Consider the following 16,841-nt stretch of genomic DNA (forward strand, 5'->3'; position numbering starts at 1 on the left):
ATGACCCGGGTGCTCGTGGTCGACGACGAACCGCAGATCGTGCGCGCGCTCGAGCTCAACCTCAGGGCGCGCGCGTACGAGGTCGACTCGGCCGGCGACGGCGCCACGGCGCTCCGGCTCGCCGCCGACCGGCACCCCGACGTGGTCGTGCTGGACCTGGGCCTGCCCGACATGGACGGCGTGGACGTGATCAGGGAGCTGCGGCGCTGGACGCGGGTGCCGGTGCTGGTGCTGTCGGCCCGGCACAGCTCCGACGAGAAGGTCCAGGCGCTGGACGCCGGCGCCGACGACTACGTCACCAAGCCGTTCGGCATGGACGAGCTGCTGGCCAGGCTCCGCGCCGCCGTCCGCCGCGCCGAGCCGCCCGGGGCCGAGGGCGACTCCATCGTGGAGGTGGACGGGTTCACCGTCGACCTGAACGCCAAGAAGGTGCACCGGGACGGCCGTGACGTCCGCCTCACCCCGACCGAATGGCACCTGCTGGAGGTCCTCGTCAGGAACGCGGGCCGGCTGGTCGGGCAGAAGCAGCTCCTCAAGGAGGTGTGGGGGCCCTCGTACGAGACCGAGACCAACTATCTTCGGGTCTACATGGCGCAGCTGCGCCGCAAGCTGGAGGAGAACCCTTCACACCCCCGGCACTTCATCACGGAGCCGGGCATGGGCTACCGCTTCGAGCGGTAGCCCGGCTCCGCCCCGCCTGCGGCGGCCACCGGGCCGAGCCCCTCGCGGTGGGTTCGTCCGGCCACCGGCCGTCCCTCACGGCCCGAAGGGCGTGGGAGGTGCCTCCAGGACACGGCCCCGCGCCGCGCCGGGGTGCGGCCGGGCAGGATGACCTACGCCCAGCCGCCCGACCACGGCCCCACGCCGCACCGGGTCGCAGCTCCCCGAGGGGGAGTGGGGCGCCGGGTGCCCCGGGTACGCTTTCCCGTATGAGTGGTGATCCCCGTTCCGGAAAGCGGACGGGCCGGCTGCGGCGGATGCTCGACCGGCTGGCCGACATCTCCGCGTCCCAGGAGGACCTGGAGTCGGAGGAGCTGCGCGAGGACAGCGCGACCACGGGGTGCACCCGTATCGGTGACAGCCACGACCGACAGATGGTCACCGTAACTGGTACCTTGCGCACGGTCACTCTGCGGCCACGGGCCGGAGTCCCGGCCCTGGAGGCGGAACTCTTCGACGGTTCGGCCGCCCTGGACGTGGTGTGGCTCGGCAGGCGCTCCATCGTGGGAATCGAACCGGGCCGCAAGCTGATCGCCTCGGGCCGCGTCTCGATGAGCCGGGGCCGCCGGGTGCTGTTCAACCCGAAGTACGAACTCAGACCGCTCGGACGGGAGTAGCCGGTGACGTCCCTCGACAAGCCGACCGACCACGGATCCCCGGGGGACGACCGCGGGGCCCCGCAGCAGGCGACGGGGTCAGCCGGCTCCACCGAGGCACCGGGACCGGCAGGTGCCACCGAGGCCACCGGCAAGGCCGGAACCACCGGCTCCGCGGAGGCCAGGGCCGTCACCGAGGCCGCCCTCTTCGAGGCGTTCGGCGGCGTGCGGGGCATGGTGGAGACCGTCGTGCCCGGCCTGCTGTTCGTGGCGATCTACACGGTCGACAAGAACATGAAGCTCTCGGCCGTCGCGGCGCTCGCCGTCTCGCTGCTGCTGGTCGTCGTCCGCCTGGTGCGCCGCACCACGGTGAAGCACGCCTTCAGCGGCGTCTTCGGGGTCGCGTTCGGCGTCGTCTTCGCGATGATGACCGGCAACGCCAAGGACTTCTACCTGCCCGGGATGGTCTACACCCTGGGCCTCGCCGTCGCCTACATCGCCACCGCGATGGCCGGGGTGCCGCTGATCGGCCTGATCCTCGGCCCGGTCTTCAAGGAGAACCTCTCCTGGCGGACCAGGAACCCGGGCCGCAAGCGCGCCTACACCAAGGCCAGCTGGGCCTGGGGCCTCATCCTGCTCGCCAAGTGCGCGATCCTCTTCCCGCTCTACTGGTGGGCCGACACCACCCAGCTCGGCTGGGTGCTGGTGGCACTGAAGATCCCGCCGTTCCTGCTGGCGGTCTGGCTGACCTGGGTGTTCCTGGTCAAGGCGCCGGCGCCGATCGACGTCTTCGCGGAGATGGAGGCGGAGGAGCGGGCCGAGGCCCGCTCCCGGGCCTCGGAGGGGATCGACGAGGTCGGCGCCCCGAGTGGCCCGGGTGGCCCCGGCGCCCCGGACGGCGCGACGGCCGTGGGCCGGGCCCCCGCCGACGAGCGACCGGGCCGCCACCGGCGCGCACCGTAGGGGCGCGGGGGACCGCGCGCGCCACCACGAGGCGCCTGCGGCGGGCCACTGTCCCGAGCCCCTTGCGGTCCGGTTCTTGACCGCCGGCCGTCCCCCACTGCCTGAAGGGCGGGGGGCGCCCCGAGTCCGGTCGCTTCCCCACTGCCTCAAGGGCCACTGCCCCAAGGGTCACTGCCTGAAGGGCGTGGGGGTGCCCCCCATCCCCGCGTCCCGACGGCGTGGACGGGACGTCAGTCGCCCGTCTCCTCCGCCCTCCGCACGGAGAGCAGGTCCTCAAGCTGCTCCTCCCGCGCCTGTGCCGCCACGAACAGCAACTCGTCGCCGGGTTCCAGCGAATCGTCCCGGGACGGGACGAGCACGCGGTTGCCGCGGATGATGGTGACCAGGGACGTGTCCTCGGGCCACTGCACCTCGCCGACCTGAGTGCCCGCGAGCGCTGACTCGGGAGGCAGCGTCAGCTCGACCAGGTTGGCGTCGCCGTGGCTGAAGCGCAGCAGCCGCACCAGGTCGCCGACGCTCACCGCCTCCTCCACCAGCGCCGACATCAGCCGCGGCGTCGACACGGCGACGTCCACGCCCCACGCCTCGCTGAAGAGCCACTCGTTCTTCGGATTATTGACGCGCGCAACCACCCTCGGCACGCCGTACTCCGTCTTGGCGAGCAGCGAGACGACGAGGTTGACCTTGTCGTCGCCGGTCGCGGCGATCACGACGTTGCAGCGCTGCAGCGCCGCCTCGTCCAGCGAGGTGATCTCGCAGGCGTCGGCGAGCAGCCACTCCGCCTGGGGCACCCGCTCGACGGAGATCGCCGTCGGCGCCTTGTCGATCAGGAGCACCTCGTGCCCGTTCTCCAGCAGCTCCCCGGCGATGGAGCGGCCCACCGCGCCGGCTCCCGCAATGGCGACCCTCATCAGTGACCGCCTTCCTCGGGGCCCTCGGCGAAGGCCGCCTCCACCGTGGAGACGTCCTCCGTGCGCATCATCACATGGACGAGATCACCCTCCTGCAGCACCGTCTGCGAGGTGGGCAGGACGGCCTCGCCGAGTCGGGTGATGAACGCCACCCGCACCCCGGTCTCCTCCTGGAGCTCGCTGATCCGGTGCCCCACCCAGGCCGGGGAGGTGTGCACCTCGGCGAGCTGCACCCCGCCGGTCGGGTCCCGCCACAGCGGCTCGGCGCCGGACGGCAGCAGGCGGCGCAGCATCTGGTCGGCGGTCCAGCGGACCGTGGCGACCGTGGGGATGCCGAGCCGCTGGTAGACCTCCGCGCGCCGGGGGTCGTAGATACGGGCCGCGACGTTCTCGATGCCGAACATCTCCCGGGCCACCCGCGCGGCGATGATGTTGGAGTTGTCTCCGGAGGACACCGCCGCGAAGGCGCCCGCCTCCTCGATACCGGCCTCACGCAGGGTGTCCTGGTCGTAGCCGACCCCGGTGATACGACGGCCGTTGAACCCGGAGCCCAGCCGGCGGAAAGCCGTGGGGTCCTGGTCGACCACGGCGACCGTGTGCCCCTGTTGCTCCAAGGTCTGGGCGAGAGCGGAACCCACTCTGCCGCAGCCCATGATCACGATGTGCACCTGACCTCTACCCCGCAGTCCTTCTCATCCGGCTGACCTGCGAAGACAACCTGCCGACTCCTCCCTGGGAAGTCTGCCAGGCCGCAACGAGGCAACCGCGTACGGCGTTGCCGGGAGATGAGCTTATGACGCCGACACCTCTCACCGTCATCGGCGGGCCGTGGGAGCCGGATCGGACGCCACCCCGGACACCCGCGGACAGGCGCGTCGGCCCCGCGGCGCGACCCGTCGGCACCGCTTCGGCACCGATCGGCACCGCACCGGCGCCGCACCGACACCGCACAGGGACCGCATCGGCACGCACGACACCGGCGAAGCGTCAGCGGCGCCATCGGCGGTGGCACCGGCGACGGCCTCAGCGGCGCCGCGGCAGGCGGTGCAGCAGCGCCGTACGGATGACGCCGCCGTCCACCTCCACGACCATGTACGTGCAGTACGGCTGCCGGCGCCGGTCGGTCGGCGAGCCCGGGTTCAGCAGCCGCAGCCCGCCCGGCGCGGTGCTGTCCCAGGGGATGTGACTGTGCCCGAAGACCAGCACGTCGAGGTCGGGGAAGCGCTCCGCGCACCGCCGCTCACGCCCCACCGCGCCCCCGGTCTCGTGCACGACCCCGAACCGCAGACCGCCCAGCTCCGCGCGCGCCACCTCCGGCAGCCGGGCCCGCAGCGCCGGCCCGTCGTTGTTCCCGTACACCCCGATCACCCGCCGTGACTCCGCCTCCAGCAGGTCGAGCACGGTGACGTCCACCCAGTCGCCCGCATGCAGCACGGCATCGGCGCGGCCCGCCTCGGCGAGCAGCGCGGCGGGCAGCTCCCGGGCGCGCTGCGGCACGTGGGTGTCGGCGGTCAGCAGCAGACGCATACCTCACCCCTTCCCTCTCACCGCACGCCCACCCGTCCTTCCCCTCTCGGGAGCGCGCCCCGGTTTCCCACCGGAGCGCACCCGCCGGCGGGTGATCCGACGAGACCGGCGGATGACTCCGAAGGGAGGGGGTAGGGGTGTCCGGGCGCCCGTTCGAACGCATACGATCCTCTCCGTGTCCAAACTGACCGACGTGCCCAAACGGATTCTCATTGGGCGCGCACTGCGCAGCGACAGGCTGGGGGAGACCCTCCTCCCGAAGCGCATCGCCCTTCCCGTCTTCGCGTCCGACCCGCTGTCCTCAGTGGCGTACGCTCCCGGTGAGGTGCTGCTGGTCCTGTCCGTCGCGGGTCTGTCGGCGTACCACTTCAGCCCCTGGATCGCGCTGGCGGTCGTCGTCCTCATGTTCACGGTGGTGGCCTCCTACCGCCAGAACGTGCACGCCTACCCGAGCGGCGGCGGCGACTACGAGGTGGCCACCACCAACCTCGGCGCCAAGGCCGGGCTGACCGTCGCCAGCGCGCTGCTGGTCGACTACGTGCTCACCGTGGCGGTGTCGATCTCCTCCGGTATCGAGAACCTCGGCTCGGCCGTCCCCTTCATCGTCGAGCACAAGGTGCTCTGCGCGGTCGCCGTGATCGTGCTGCTGACCCTGATGAACCTCCGCGGGGTCAGGGAGTCGGGCAAGCTCTTCGCGATCCCCACGTATGTGTTCGTCACCGGCGTCTTCGTGATGATCATCTGGGGCGCGTTCCGGGGGCTGGTGCGCGGCGACACGATGCGGGCGCCGACCGCGGACTTCCACATCGTGGCGGAGCACCACGGCCTCGCGGGCTTCGCGCTGGTCTTCCTGCTGCTGAGGGCGTTCTCCTCGGGCTGCGCGGCGCTGACCGGCGTGGAGGCGATCAGCAACGGCGTCCCGGCCTTCCGCAAGCCCAAGAGCAGGAACGCCGCGACCACCCTCGCGATGATGGGCCTGCTGGCCGTCACCATGTTCTGCGGCATCATCGCGCTGGCCATGACCACCGGTGTGCACATGGCCGACGACCCCGCGCACAACCTCCTGGACCACGGCGTCCCGCTCGGCGCCGACTACGAGCAGCACCCGGTGATCTCCCAGGTCGCCGCCGCCGTCTTCGGAGACGGCAGCTTCCTCTTCGTGGTGCTCGCCGCGGCCACCGCGCTGGTGCTCTTCCTCGCCGCCAACACCGCGTACAACGGCTTCCCGCTGCTCGGCTCCATCCTGGCGCAGGACCGCTTCCTGCCCCGTCAGCTGCACACCCGCGGCGACCGGCTCGCGTTCTCGAACGGCATCGTGCTGCTCGCGGGCGCCGCCACCCTGCTGACCGTGCTCTACGGCGCCGACTCGACCCGGCTGATCCAGCTCTACATCGTCGGCGTCTTCGTCTCCTTCACGCTCAGCCAGACCGGCATGGTGCGGCACTGGAACCGCCACCTGCGCACCGAGAAGGACCCGGCCACCCGCCGCAGGATGATCCGCTCGCGCGCCATCAACACCTTCGGCGCCTGCCTCACCGGGCTCGTCCTGGTGGTCGTCCTGGTCACCAAGTTCACCCACGGCGCCTGGGTCGCGGTGCTCGGCATGGTCATCTTCTATGTGACGATGACGGCGATCCGGCGCCACTACGACAGCGTCGCGGAGGAGATCGCCGCCCCCGAGGAGCCGTCCGAGGACACCATGCGGCCTTCCCGGGTGCACTCCATCGTGCTGGTCTCCAAGATCCACCGGCCCACGCTGCGCGCGCTCGCCTACGCCAAGCTGATGCGCACCGACAGCCTGGAGGCGCTGAGCGTCAACGTCGACCCGGAGGAGACCAGGGCGCTCAAGGCCGAGTGGGACAGGCGCGGCATAGACGTCCCGCTGAAGGTGCTCGACTCTCCGTACCGGGAGATCACCCGGCCGATCATCGACTACGTCAAGGGCCTGCGGCGCGACTCGCCCCGGGACGCGGTCAGCGTGATCATCCCCGAGTACGTGGTGGGGCACTGGTACGAGCACCTGCTGCACAACCAGAGCGCCCTGCGGCTCAAGGGCCGGCTGCTGTTCACACCAGGGATCATGGTGACCTCCGTGCCGTACCAGCTGGAGTCGTCGGAGGCCGCCAGGCGCCGGGCCCGCAGACGCCAGGAGTGGCACGCCCCCGGCACGGTGCGGCGGGGCCCGGTGGCGGGCCCCGCGCACGTGGAGAAGCGGCCAACGGAGACGGAAACGGCCAGGGAGACGACGGGGCGGCACTGAGCGCCCCGGAAGGGGCACGGGGCCGTGTCCTGGGGGCAGCTCCGGGAGTAGCGCCCACGCCGTCGAGACGGGGGGCGCGAGCCGGTCGCGACGAACCCGATGGGTGGTCACTGTCCCCAGGGACGCCTTCTGGGCCGGGGCCGCCCTCGGGGCCGGGACGCCTTCCGAGCCGGGGCGCCCTCCGGGTCAAGGTGGTCCTCCGGGCCGAGGCGGTCCTCCGGGGCCGTAGACTGAACGGCCGTCGTCCCCGAATCACCGTCGTCCCTTGAACCCCGTTGCCCCCCGAACCCCCGTTGTCCCCGAATCCCCGAGTGCTTGGAGCCGTCCCGCCATGCAGGCAGAACAGAAGACGTCGCTGGTGGGGGAGGAGTACGAGGTCGAGATCGGCCCCGTGGCCCACGGCGGGCACTGCGTGGCCCGGACCGCCGAGGGCCAGGTGCTCTTCGTCCGGCACGCCCTGCCCGGCGAACGGGTGGTGGCCCGGGTCACCGAGGGCGGTACTGACTCGCGTTTCCTGCGCGCCGACGCCGTTCAGGTCCTTCAGCCGTCCAAGGACCGTATCGAGGCCCCCTGCCCGTATGCGCGCCCCGGCCACTGCGGCGGCTGCGACTGGCAGCACGCCAAGCCGGGGGCGCAGCGCCGTCTGAAGGCCGAGGTGGTCGCCGAGCAGCTCAGGCGGCTCGCCGACCTCACCCCCGAGGAGGCCGGCTGGGACGGCACGGTCGTGCCGGCGCCCGGCGACAAGGTGCCGGCCGGGCAGGTGCCGGCCTGGCGCACCCGGGTGCAGTACGCCGTCGACGAGACCGGGCGCCCGGGCCTGCGCCGGCACCGCTCGCACGAGGTCGAGCCGATCGACCGCTGCCTGATCGCGGCCGAGGGCGTCACCGAGCTGGGCATCGAGAGTCGCACCTGGCCGGGCATGGCCACGGTGGAGGCGATCGCCGCCTCCGGTTCCGGCGACCGGCAGGTGGTGCTCACCCCGCGGCCCGGCGGCCGGCTGCCGCTCGTCGAACTCGACCGGCCGGTGTCGGTGCTGCGGGTCGACGAGCACGACGGCGCGGTGCACCGCGTGCACGGCCGCCCCTTCGTACGGGAGCGCGCCGACGGCCGCACCTGGCGGGTCGGCGCCGGCGGCTTCTGGCAGGTCCACCCCAGGGCGGCCGACCTGCTGGTGGAGGCCGCCATGCAGGGACTGCTGCCGCGCAAGGGCGAGACGGCCCTGGACCTGTACTGCGGCGTGGGCCTCTTCGCGGGCGCACTCGCCGACCGGGTCGGCGAGCAGGGCGCGGTGCTCGGCATCGAGTCGTCGAAGCGTGCGGTGGAGGACGCCCGGCACAACCTCAGGGAGTTCAGCCGGGTGCGCATCGAGCACGGCAAGGTCGAGCAGACGCTGCCGCGCACGGGCATCACCGAGGCCGACCTCATCCTCCTCGACCCGCCCCGCACCGGCGCCGGCCGCGCCACGGTCACCCACCTGACCACCCTCGGCGCCCGCCGCATCGCCTACATCGCCTGCGACCCGGCAGCCCTGGCCCGCGACCTGTCGTACTTCCGCACGGCGGACCGACCGTACCGGGTCCGTATGCTCCGGGCGTTCGATCTGTTTCCGATGACGCATCATGTGGAGTGCGTGGCGATTCTTGAGCCTGCTGGAAAACGCTCCTGACCTGCTGTTCAGGTGGTGTGCGTGATGTGCGCCGTGGGTGTTACGGGCGAAGTCTCTACGCTCAGACAACAGGCGCGTCACCTGCCCGGCGGAGATCCCACGGATGTGCGGGTCGCCAGTGAGCTGCCTGCGGTGTGCAGCTTCGCGGTCAGGACTTGGGCCGGTGGCTTCCGCTCGTGGACATCGGCGGCATCCTTGATGACGCCCGTGTGCACGGCCTCGACCAAGCCGTCTCGTCGGCGACGCTGTAGCCGGCGGCCAAGCCGAGGGGCAGCGATCGGCCGAGCCCCGGCGTCGGCATGTCTGAGCCTCCCGTCCGGACAGGCAGGTAACCCCTGGCGCTCAAGGCAAGGCAAGGCAAGGGGATCAACGTATCGGCACAAACAGCCAGGACGGGCGATGCCCGCGGACTTCCCCGCGCGGGACCGTCTCCACGGCCTCACTGGATGGGTACCGTGCCCGGCTGCGCTGTCGGTGCGATGGCGTCCGCCCGGCCTGTCACCAGCGACGTGCTGGCCACCGCGAGCAGTGCCGCTACCGCCACGGCGACGAACAGGACGCGTGTCCCGCCGAACCAGTCCAGCAGCCAGCCGCCGACATAGGGGCCCAGGATGCCGCCGACACGTCCGAAGCCGAGCATGAAGCCCGCGCCGGTGCCGCGGGCCTGCACCGGATAGGTCACTGCGCAGACGTTGTTGAGCAGGAACTGCCCGCCGATGATGAACAGGCCTGCCGCGCCGACGCCGGTCACGTTGCCCACCGTCGTCCCGGTGAACGCCACCACCAGTGTCGCCAGCGCGCCGAGTCCGCACCACACCATCAGGCTCCGCCGCACCCCGAGGTACCGGTCCGCCACGAAGCCACCGGCCAGGGCGCCCACGATTGACATGCCCTGGAGCACCGCTCCGAAGATGTAGCTGGTCGCGAATCCTTCGTCGCGGTCGATCATCAGTTCGGGCGTCCATGACGACAGGCCGTACACACCGAACAGGAGCAGGAACGACGATGCCCACAGAGCGGCGGTGCGCACCCGGAACGCGGGCGCCAGCACCAGCCGCCAGCTGCCCTTCTCCTCCTGCGCCGTGACCTGGAGCCGCGCCGTCCGGTAGAACTCCGCCCGGTCCGGCCGGGCCCGCGCGAGCAGTCGCGCCGCGTCCTCCTGCCGGCCGCGTGCCACCAGGAACTCGGCCGACTCGGGGAACACCACGAGGTAGACGAGGCCCAGCACGGCCGCGCCGCCGCCGAGGTAGAACAGCACCTGCCAGTCGCCGCCCGCTGTCAGGTTCACACCGGTGACGGCCGCGAGCACACCGCCGAGGCCGAAACCGCCGCCGCCGAGGACCGCGAGCCGGTGGTGCACCCGGTCCGGCAGGTACTCGTTGATGTAGGCGGTGCCGAGCGGCAGCAGCACCCCGAGTCCGAGGCCCGTCAGCGCGCGCAGGGTGATGAAGGAGGCGAACGATGTCCCCCACACCGCCGTCAGCACACTGAACACGCCGGCGATCAGCAGACCCGCTATCAGGGTGGGCCGCCGACCGATCCGGTCTGCCACCACACCGTGTACCAGCGAGCCCACCGCGAACCCGATGAGCCCCGACGAGACGAGGAACCCCGCCGAGCTCGACGACAGGTGCCAGGGCTCCGCCACGAAATGGATCACGTACGAGGGAATGAGGGTGTCGTAGCCGTCGAACATCGTCGCGAGCGCGACCAGTCCGACGAGCATCCAGTGGAACGGGCGCAGCGGGGCCCCGCCCAGTTCTTCACGCACATCTGCCGTCGCCTGTGACACAGAGACCTCCAGGGGGTGCGCCCGACCGGCTCGTCCAGCCTTGGGGGCTGCCTCACCGTAGGCGCGGCATTCACCCTGGGGAACGACATCGTAGAGAAATTCTGCTGGACGCAACAGCGCAGGCCGTTCACAGGTCCGTCGAAGCCGCCTTCGCCGCCGCCAGCACCTCGCGGGCCAGTTCCGGCACCCGGGACCGCGGGCAGCGGGCGCTCGGCGCGGCCACCGCGAGCCCGGCCACCGCGCGCCCCGAGCCGTCCCTGATGCACGCGCCGACCGCGACGATCCCGCGCTCGCTCTCCTCCAGGTTCGTCGCGTACCCCCGGCGGCGGACCGTCGCCAGCTGGCGACGCACCGCGATCCGGTCGACCGCGGGCGCCCCCGGCGAGGCCGGCAGGTTCCGCGGGTACAGGTCGCCCAGCTCCTCCGTGGACAGCTCGGCCAGGAGCGCCTTGCCGCCCGACGTGACGTGCGCGGGCAGCAGCATGCCCACCCGCGAGCCGACGCGCAGCACGTGCGCGGACTCCGCGCAGTCGATGAACCGGGCGCCGTTGCCCTCCAGGACCATCAGGTGGCAGGTCTCGTCGACCGTCCTGTGGAGCCGCTCCAAGTGGTGGTGCAGCAGGGTCCGCAGGTCCTGCGGCGTCGGCCCGGTGCGCACGATCCGCTGGAACGCGGGGCCGGGGCGGTAGGCGCGGTGCGCGTCCTGCGTGGCGAAGTCGCGGGCGCCCAGGGTGCGCAGGAGCCGGTGCGCGGTCGACCGGGCCACGCCCAGGTGCTCGGCCGCCTCGCTCACCCGCACCTCCTGCCGCTCCGCGAGCAGCAGGAGCAGGCGCAGCACGTTGTCGGCGGACTCTACGGGGTACCAGGAATTGTTTCGCACAGAAGAATTATAGAACCGCTGATTCTGCTCAGCGGTCAGTCGTGCCTACCGTGGGACACCCCCCGCCCAGGACCAGGGAGCCGTGGCATGACAGAGACGGACACAGAGCTCAAGCAGCTCTACGAGGACTTCGCGGAAGCGGGCCTGCTTCCGCTGTGGACCCAGCGCGAAGACCTGATGCCGATGACCCCGCAGCCCGCGGCGCACGGCCACGTCTGGCACTGGAGGGACCTCTACCCGATCGCGCAGCGCGCCGGCGAGCTCGTGCCCGTCGGCCGCGGCGGCGAGCGCAGGGCCATCGCCCTGGCCAACCCCGGCCTGTCGGGGGAGCCGTACGCGACCCCGACGCTGTGGGCCGCCGTGCAATACCTCGGCCCCCGCGAGGTCGCCCCCTCCCACCGGCACTCCCAAGGCGCGTTCCGTTTCGTCGTCGAGGGCGAGGGGGTGTGGACCGTGGTGGACGGTGACCCCGTCGCCATGCGGCGCGGGGACCTCCTGCTCACCCCGGGCTGGGCCTTCCACGAGCACCACAACCCGACCGACCGGCCGATGGCCTGGCTGGACGGCCTCGACATCCCGCTCGTGTCCGGGCTGGACGCCGGGTTCTTCGAGTTCGGCCCCGACACCCTCGCCGACGCCTCGACGCCCGAGCACTCCCGCGGCGAGCGCCTGTGGGCCCACCCCGGCCTCCGGCCGCTCTCGGCCGTCGGCACCGACCCCGCCAACTCGCCGCTGGCCGCCTACCGCTGGCAGCACACCGACGCGGCCCTCACCGCCCAGTTGGAGCTGGAGAGCGAGGGCCACCCCGGTACGGCGGGGCCCGGCCACGCGGCTGTCCGCTTCACCAACCCCGCCTCGGGCCGGGACGCGCTCACCACCCTGCGCACCGAGATGCACCGGCTCCGCGCCGGCGCCGCCACGCCCGTCAGCAGGGTCGTCGGCTCCGCCGTGTGGCAGGTGTTCTCCGGCACCGGCACGGTCCGGATCGGCGACAGGAGCGTGTCCGTCACGACCGGCGACCTCGTCGCCGTCCCGTCCTGGCAGCCGTTCTCCGTCACCGCGGACACCGACCTCGACCTGTTCACCTTCAGTGACGCGCCCGTGTACGAGGCGCTGAACCTGTACCGCACCCGGATCGGAGCCGACGCGTCGTGAAGCTCGCCACTGTCCGTACCCCCCAAGGCACGCGTGCCGTACGCGTCGAGGACGCCCACGCCGACACCCACGCCGTCGACCTCGGCCTGCCCGACCTCGGCGCCCTGCTCGCCCTGCCGGACTGGCGCGCCAGGGCCGCCGCCGACGGGGACCGGTTGCCCGCCGGGGAGCTCGACTTCGCCCCGGTCGTGCCCCGGCCCGAGAAGATCGTCTGCGTCGGCATCAACTACCGGAACCACATAGCAGAGATGGGCCGGGACGTGCCCGCCCACCCCACCCTGTTCGCGAAGTTCCCGCCCGCGCTGATCGGCGCGTACGACGACGTGATACTGCCGGCGGCCTCGGACGCCGTCGACTGGGAGGCCGAACTCGCCCTGGTCATCGGCGAGTCCGTACGTCACGCCGACGCGGCCCAGGCCGCGCGGGCCATCGCCGGCTACACCGTCCTCAACGACGTGACCGCGCGCGACTGGCAGTACCGCACCCTGCAGTGGCTCCAGGGCAAGACGTTCGCCGACACCACCCCCGTCGGCCCGTACCTCGTCGTCCCCGACGAGCAGGACCCCGCGGCGGCCACCGAACCCGACGTGCGGCTCAGCTGCTTCGTCGACGGCGCTCAGGTCCAGACGGCGGCCACCTCCGACCTGGTCTTCGGCCCCGTCGACCTGGTCCGCTACATCTCCAGCGTGCTGCCGCTGACGCCCGGCGACATCATCGCCACCGGCACGCCCGGCGGCGTCGGCCACGCGCGCGACCCCAAGCGCTACCTGACGGACGGCAGCGTTCTCACCACCCGCATCGAGGGCATCGGCGAGTGCCGCAACGTCTGCCGTGCGGAGAAGCCCGCGGCCGGAGCGGCCTGATGTCCGCCCCCGGCGGCCCGCCCGCCCAGGCGATCCGGTGGCAGCGGGACGGTGCCGCCCGCTTCGCGCAGGCCGTGGCGGGCCTGAGCGACGCGGAACTCGCCGCGCCGTCCGCCCTCCCCGGCTGGAGCCGCGCCCACCTCGTCGCGCACGTGGCCCGCAACGCCGACGCGCTGACGAACCTGCTCAACTGGGGGCGCACCGGCGTCGAGACCCCGATGTACCGCACGCCGGGACAGCGTGACGCGGACATCGAGAGCGGGGCCCGGCAGCAGCCGGCGGCCCTCCGCGAGGACCTGCGCACCGCCGACCTGCGGCTCGCCGCGGCCACCGAGGGCCACCCGGACGGGGCCTGGGACGCCCGCGTCCGCAGTGCCCAGGGGCGCGAGATCCCGGTCTTCGAGGTGCCGTGGCTCAGGACCCGCGAGGTGTGGATCCACCTGGTCGACCTGGACGCGGGGGAGACCTTCGACGCGCTGCCCGCCGATCTCGTACGAGCCCTGCTCGACGACATCACCGGCACGCTCGGCCGTCGCGAGGGCGCGCCCAGCCTGGTCCTGACGGCGACCGATGCGCCGGGCCCCGGCTGGACGGTCGGTGCGGCGCCCGGTGCCCGCGCCGTGTCCGGCCGCGCGGCCGACCTGCTCCGCTGGACCGCGGGCCGGCCGCTGCCCGCCACCGGCAGCGGGCTCACCGCCGAAGGGCCCCTGCCCGCGCTGCCGCGCTGGCTGTGACGGCGGCCCTCACCATGCGCCGGCGGGGTCCGCCGCCGGCGGGAGAGAACGGAGTCTCATGAACGCGCAACCCCGAGTGGCGATCATCGGTGCGGGCATCGGCGGCCTCACCCTGGCGCTCGAACTGCACGACGCCGGCATCCCCTGCCAGGTGTACGAAGGCGTCGCCGAGTTGTCCGCCATCGGAGTCGGCATCAACGTGCTGCCGCACGCCACCCGCAGGCTCAGCCGCCTCGGCCTCCAGGACGCCCTCGCCGCGGTCGCCGTGACGACGCGGGAGTCGGTGTATTTCAACCGTTTCGGGCAGCACATCTACACCGAACCCGCCGGCGTGCAAGCCGGTTACCCGTGGCCGCAGTTCTCCATCCACCGCGGCGACCTCCAGGGCATCCTCGCCCGCGCGGTCCGTGAGCGGCTCGGCGACGCCGCCCTCGCCACCGGGCACCGCTGCACCTCCGTCGCCCAGGACGACAGCGGCGTCACCATCGAGCTGAGCCACCCCGACGGCACCACCTCCACGGCACGCGCCGACGCGGTCGTCGCCTGTGACGGCATCCACTCGGTGATCCGCAAGCAGTTCCACCCGGACGAGGGCAAGCCCGTCTACTCCGGCTACAACATGTGGCGCGGCGTCGCCCCGTGGCCGAGGATCCTCGGCGGTGCGGGCATGATCAGGGCCGGCTGGCTCGCCACCGGCAAGCTCGTCGTCTACCCGATCCGCAACGACATCGACGACCAGGGACGCCAGCTGGTCAACTGGGTGGTGGAGGTGGAGACGCCCCACCACGCGGACCGCGACTGGAACCGCACCGGACGCATCGAGGACTTCATCGACCGCTTCGCCGACTGGCACTTCGACTGGCTCGACGTGCCCGAGCTGATCCGCTCGTCCGAGAGCATCCTCGAGTACCCGATGGTCGACCAGGACCCGCTGCCCAGCTGGGGGCACGGCCGGGTCACCCTGCTCGGCGACGCGGCCCACCCGATGGTGCCGCGCGGCTCCAACGGCGCAGGGCAGGCCATCCTCGACGCCGGCGCCCTCGCCGAGGCGCTCACCCGGCACACCGACGTGACCGAGGCGTTCGCCGCGTACGAGGCCGAGCGCCGCCCCGCGACCACCGCCGTCGTCCAGGCCAACCGCACCAACCCGCCGGACGCGATCCTGCGCGAGGTCTACGAGCGCACCGGCGACCGGCCGTTCGACCGGATCGAGGACGTCGTCCCCGTAGCGGAGCTGGAGTCCATCATCGCCGCGTACAAGAAGACCGCCGGCTACGCGGTCGACGCCCTGCGGGACGCCTGAGGAGGCACCGTGTACCACGATCACGAAGGGCCCCATGCCGACCTGCGCGAACTGATCACCAGGATCGACGCCCTGGGCCAGCTGGTGCGGGTGCCGGAAGCCGACCCGGACCTCGAACTGGGCACCCTCGTCGAACTGGTGGCACACCGCAGCGGTGAGGGCGGCCCGGCCCTGCTGTTCGAGCACCTCACTGGCGACGATCAGGGCTTCCGCGCCTTCTCCGGCGCCACCAACTCCGCCCGGCGCCTCGCCCTCACCCTGGGCCTGCCCGACCCCGAGCACCCCCTCGACGTGGTACGCGCCTACCGCGAGCGGATGAAGCACCACCGCCCCATCGCGCCGAAGGAGACCGACCGCGGACCCGTCCTGGAGAACGTCCTGCGCGAGGGGGAGTTCGACCTCACCGCGCTCCCCGTACCGCGCCTGCACGAACTCGACGGCGGCCGCTACCTCGGCACCGACGACCTCGTCATCATGCGCGACCCGGACGACGGCTGGGTCAACATCGGCACGTACCGCTCGATGGTGCAGGGTCCCGACACCGTCGGCCTGTGGATCTCGCCCGGCAAGCAGGGCCGGCAGATCCGTGAGAAGTACTTCTCCCGCGGTGAGCCCTGCCCCGTCCTCATCTCCTGCGGCCACGACCCGCTGCTCTTCCTCGCGTCGGGCAACGAACTGCGCTGGGGCCTCTCGGAGTACGACTTCGCCGGCGGCCACCGGGGCGCGCCCGTCGAGGTGGTCGCCTCCGAACTCCACGGCCTGCCGATGCCCGCCACCGCGGAACTGGTCCTGGAAGGCGAGATGTACCCCGGCGAGACCGCTCCCGAGGGCCCGTTCGGCGAGTTCACCGGCTACTACGCGGGCGGGCGCAGCGACCAGCCACTCGTCCGGGTCAAACGCGTGTACCACCGCACGAACCCCATCCTCACCGTCGCGTCGCCCATCAGGCCGCCGTCCAACTTCTCGTACAGCAAGTGTGTGATGAAGGCTGGCATGATCTGGGACGAGGTGGAGCGCGCGGGCCTCGCGGGCGTCCGGGGGGTGTGGTCCCACGAGGCGGGCGCGGCCCGCATGTTCAATGTCATCTCCATCGAGCAGGCCTACCCGGGCCATGCCAAGCAGGCGGCGATGCTGGCCGCCTCCTGCCAGTCCGGCTCCTACCTCGGCCGTTTCACGGTGGTCGTGGACGAGGACATCGATCCCACCGACATGTTCGACGTGCTGTGGGCCGTCTCCACCCGCTGCGACCCCGCCACCGACATCGACATCGTGCACCACGCGTGGAGCGGGCCCCTGGACCCCCGCCTCGACCGCACCACCCGGACCAACTCACGGGCGCTCATCAGCGCGGTCCGCCCCTTCGGCACCGACTTCCCGCCGGTCGCCGAGGCCTCCGGGGAACTGCGTGCCCGGGTGACCGCGAAGTTCGCCGCGCTGCTCGACGCACTGCCGACCGACTGATCTCGCCGCT

Annotated in this window: 15 protein-coding genes; 10 read left to right on the forward strand and 5 right to left on the reverse strand. The window is 72.3% G+C overall.

Annotated elements, in window-relative coordinates:
• From ACSMXW_RS28510 to ACSMXW_RS28520, 3 genes are all read left to right on the forward strand, one after another.
• Nucleotides 1-681: a response regulator gene (locus tag ACSMXW_RS28510; RefSeq protein WP_485808371.1), complete on the forward strand. Its 681-nt coding sequence runs from the start codon at nucleotides 1-3 to the stop codon at nucleotides 679-681.
• Between the two features lie 248 nt (nucleotides 682-929).
• Nucleotides 930-1,337 (forward strand): OB-fold nucleic acid binding domain-containing protein, encoded by a 408-nt coding sequence (locus ACSMXW_RS28515; RefSeq protein WP_485800462.1) that lies wholly within the window; start codon nucleotides 930-932, stop codon nucleotides 1,335-1,337.
• Nucleotides 1,338-1,340: 3 nt separating this feature from the next.
• Nucleotides 1,341-2,279: a DUF3159 domain-containing protein gene (locus ACSMXW_RS28520; RefSeq protein ID WP_485800464.1), complete on the forward strand. Its 939-nt coding sequence runs from the start codon at nucleotides 1,341-1,343 to the stop codon at nucleotides 2,277-2,279.
• A 230-nt stretch (nucleotides 2,280-2,509) separates the two neighbouring features.
• On the opposite strand, the gene ACSMXW_RS28525 is transcribed toward ACSMXW_RS28520, so the two are convergent.
• The 3 genes from ACSMXW_RS28525 to ACSMXW_RS28535 all read right to left on the reverse strand — a co-directional run bounded on the left by ACSMXW_RS28525 (nucleotide 2,510) and on the right by ACSMXW_RS28535 (nucleotide 4,717).
• Complete coding sequence (locus ACSMXW_RS28525) at nucleotides 2,510-3,190, reverse strand: potassium channel family protein (RefSeq protein WP_485800466.1); 681 nt, start codon at nucleotides 3,188-3,190, stop codon at nucleotides 2,510-2,512.
• The gene (locus ACSMXW_RS28530; RefSeq protein ID WP_485800467.1) at nucleotides 3,190-3,858 is read right to left on the reverse strand and encodes a potassium channel family protein; all 669 of its coding nucleotides are present in this window, start codon (nucleotides 3,856-3,858) and stop codon (nucleotides 3,190-3,192) included. Before ACSMXW_RS28530 ends, ACSMXW_RS28525 begins: the two co-directional genes overlap by 1 nt.
• Before the next feature lie 355 nt (nucleotides 3,859-4,213).
• Nucleotides 4,214-4,717: a metallophosphoesterase family protein gene (locus ACSMXW_RS28535; protein WP_485800469.1), complete on the reverse strand. Its 504-nt coding sequence runs from the start codon at nucleotides 4,715-4,717 to the stop codon at nucleotides 4,214-4,216.
• A gap of 175 nt (nucleotides 4,718-4,892) precedes the next feature.
• Between ACSMXW_RS28535 and ACSMXW_RS28540 the strand changes: the two genes are divergently transcribed.
• Together ACSMXW_RS28540 and ACSMXW_RS28545 are read left to right on the forward strand one after the other, a co-directional pair.
• A complete protein-coding gene (locus tag ACSMXW_RS28540) occupies nucleotides 4,893-6,977 on the forward strand; it encodes an APC family permease (protein WP_485800471.1) in 2,085 nt (694 codons plus the stop codon).
• A gap of 331 nt (nucleotides 6,978-7,308) precedes the next feature.
• Nucleotides 7,309-8,643, forward strand: coding sequence for a class I SAM-dependent RNA methyltransferase (locus ACSMXW_RS28545; RefSeq protein WP_485800472.1), 1,335 nt, complete (start codon nucleotides 7,309-7,311; stop codon nucleotides 8,641-8,643).
• A 439-nt stretch (nucleotides 8,644-9,082) separates the two neighbouring features.
• Here the strand turns inward: ACSMXW_RS28545 and ACSMXW_RS28550 are convergent, their stop codons facing one another.
• Together ACSMXW_RS28550 and ACSMXW_RS28555 are read right to left on the reverse strand one after the other, a co-directional pair.
• Nucleotides 9,083-10,414 carry an MFS transporter gene (locus ACSMXW_RS28550; RefSeq protein WP_485800473.1) on the reverse strand — a complete coding sequence of 444 codons (1,332 nt, stop codon included), beginning with the start codon at nucleotides 10,412-10,414 and terminating at the stop codon, nucleotides 9,083-9,085.
• 148 nt (nucleotides 10,415-10,562) lie between these two features.
• Nucleotides 10,563-11,315, reverse strand: a complete 753-nt coding sequence (locus ACSMXW_RS28555) for an IclR family transcriptional regulator (protein ID WP_485800475.1) — start codon at nucleotides 11,313-11,315, stop codon at nucleotides 10,563-10,565.
• An 87-nt stretch (nucleotides 11,316-11,402) separates the two neighbouring features.
• Between ACSMXW_RS28555 and ACSMXW_RS28560 the strand changes: the two genes are divergently transcribed.
• Genes ACSMXW_RS28560 through ACSMXW_RS28580 form a run of 5 tightly spaced genes read left to right on the forward strand, consistent with a single transcriptional unit; the run spans nucleotide 11,403 to nucleotide 16,831 of the window.
• Nucleotides 11,403-12,470 carry a cupin domain-containing protein gene (locus ACSMXW_RS28560; RefSeq protein ID WP_485800476.1) on the forward strand — a complete coding sequence of 356 codons (1,068 nt, stop codon included), beginning with the start codon at nucleotides 11,403-11,405 and terminating at the stop codon, nucleotides 12,468-12,470.
• The gene (locus ACSMXW_RS28565; protein ID WP_485800478.1) at nucleotides 12,467-13,333 is read left to right on the forward strand and encodes a fumarylacetoacetate hydrolase family protein; all 867 of its coding nucleotides are present in this window, start codon (nucleotides 12,467-12,469) and stop codon (nucleotides 13,331-13,333) included. Before ACSMXW_RS28560 ends, ACSMXW_RS28565 begins: the two co-directional genes overlap by 4 nt.
• Nucleotides 13,333-14,067, forward strand: a complete 735-nt coding sequence (locus ACSMXW_RS28570; protein ID WP_485800479.1) for a maleylpyruvate isomerase family mycothiol-dependent enzyme — start codon at nucleotides 13,333-13,335, stop codon at nucleotides 14,065-14,067. The genes ACSMXW_RS28565 and ACSMXW_RS28570 overlap by 1 nt, the downstream gene beginning before the upstream one ends.
• Nucleotides 14,068-14,125: 58 nt before the next feature.
• Nucleotides 14,126-15,370: a flavin-dependent oxidoreductase gene (locus ACSMXW_RS28575; protein ID WP_485800481.1), complete on the forward strand. Its 1,245-nt coding sequence runs from the start codon at nucleotides 14,126-14,128 to the stop codon at nucleotides 15,368-15,370.
• 9 nt (nucleotides 15,371-15,379) lie between these two features.
• Nucleotides 15,380-16,831 (forward strand): UbiD family decarboxylase, encoded by a 1,452-nt coding sequence (locus ACSMXW_RS28580; RefSeq protein ID WP_485800483.1) that lies wholly within the window; start codon nucleotides 15,380-15,382, stop codon nucleotides 16,829-16,831.
• The last annotated feature ends 10 nt before the right edge of the window (nucleotides 16,832-16,841 follow it).

Source organism: Streptomyces sp. DSM 116793 (genome assembly GCF_057320905.1).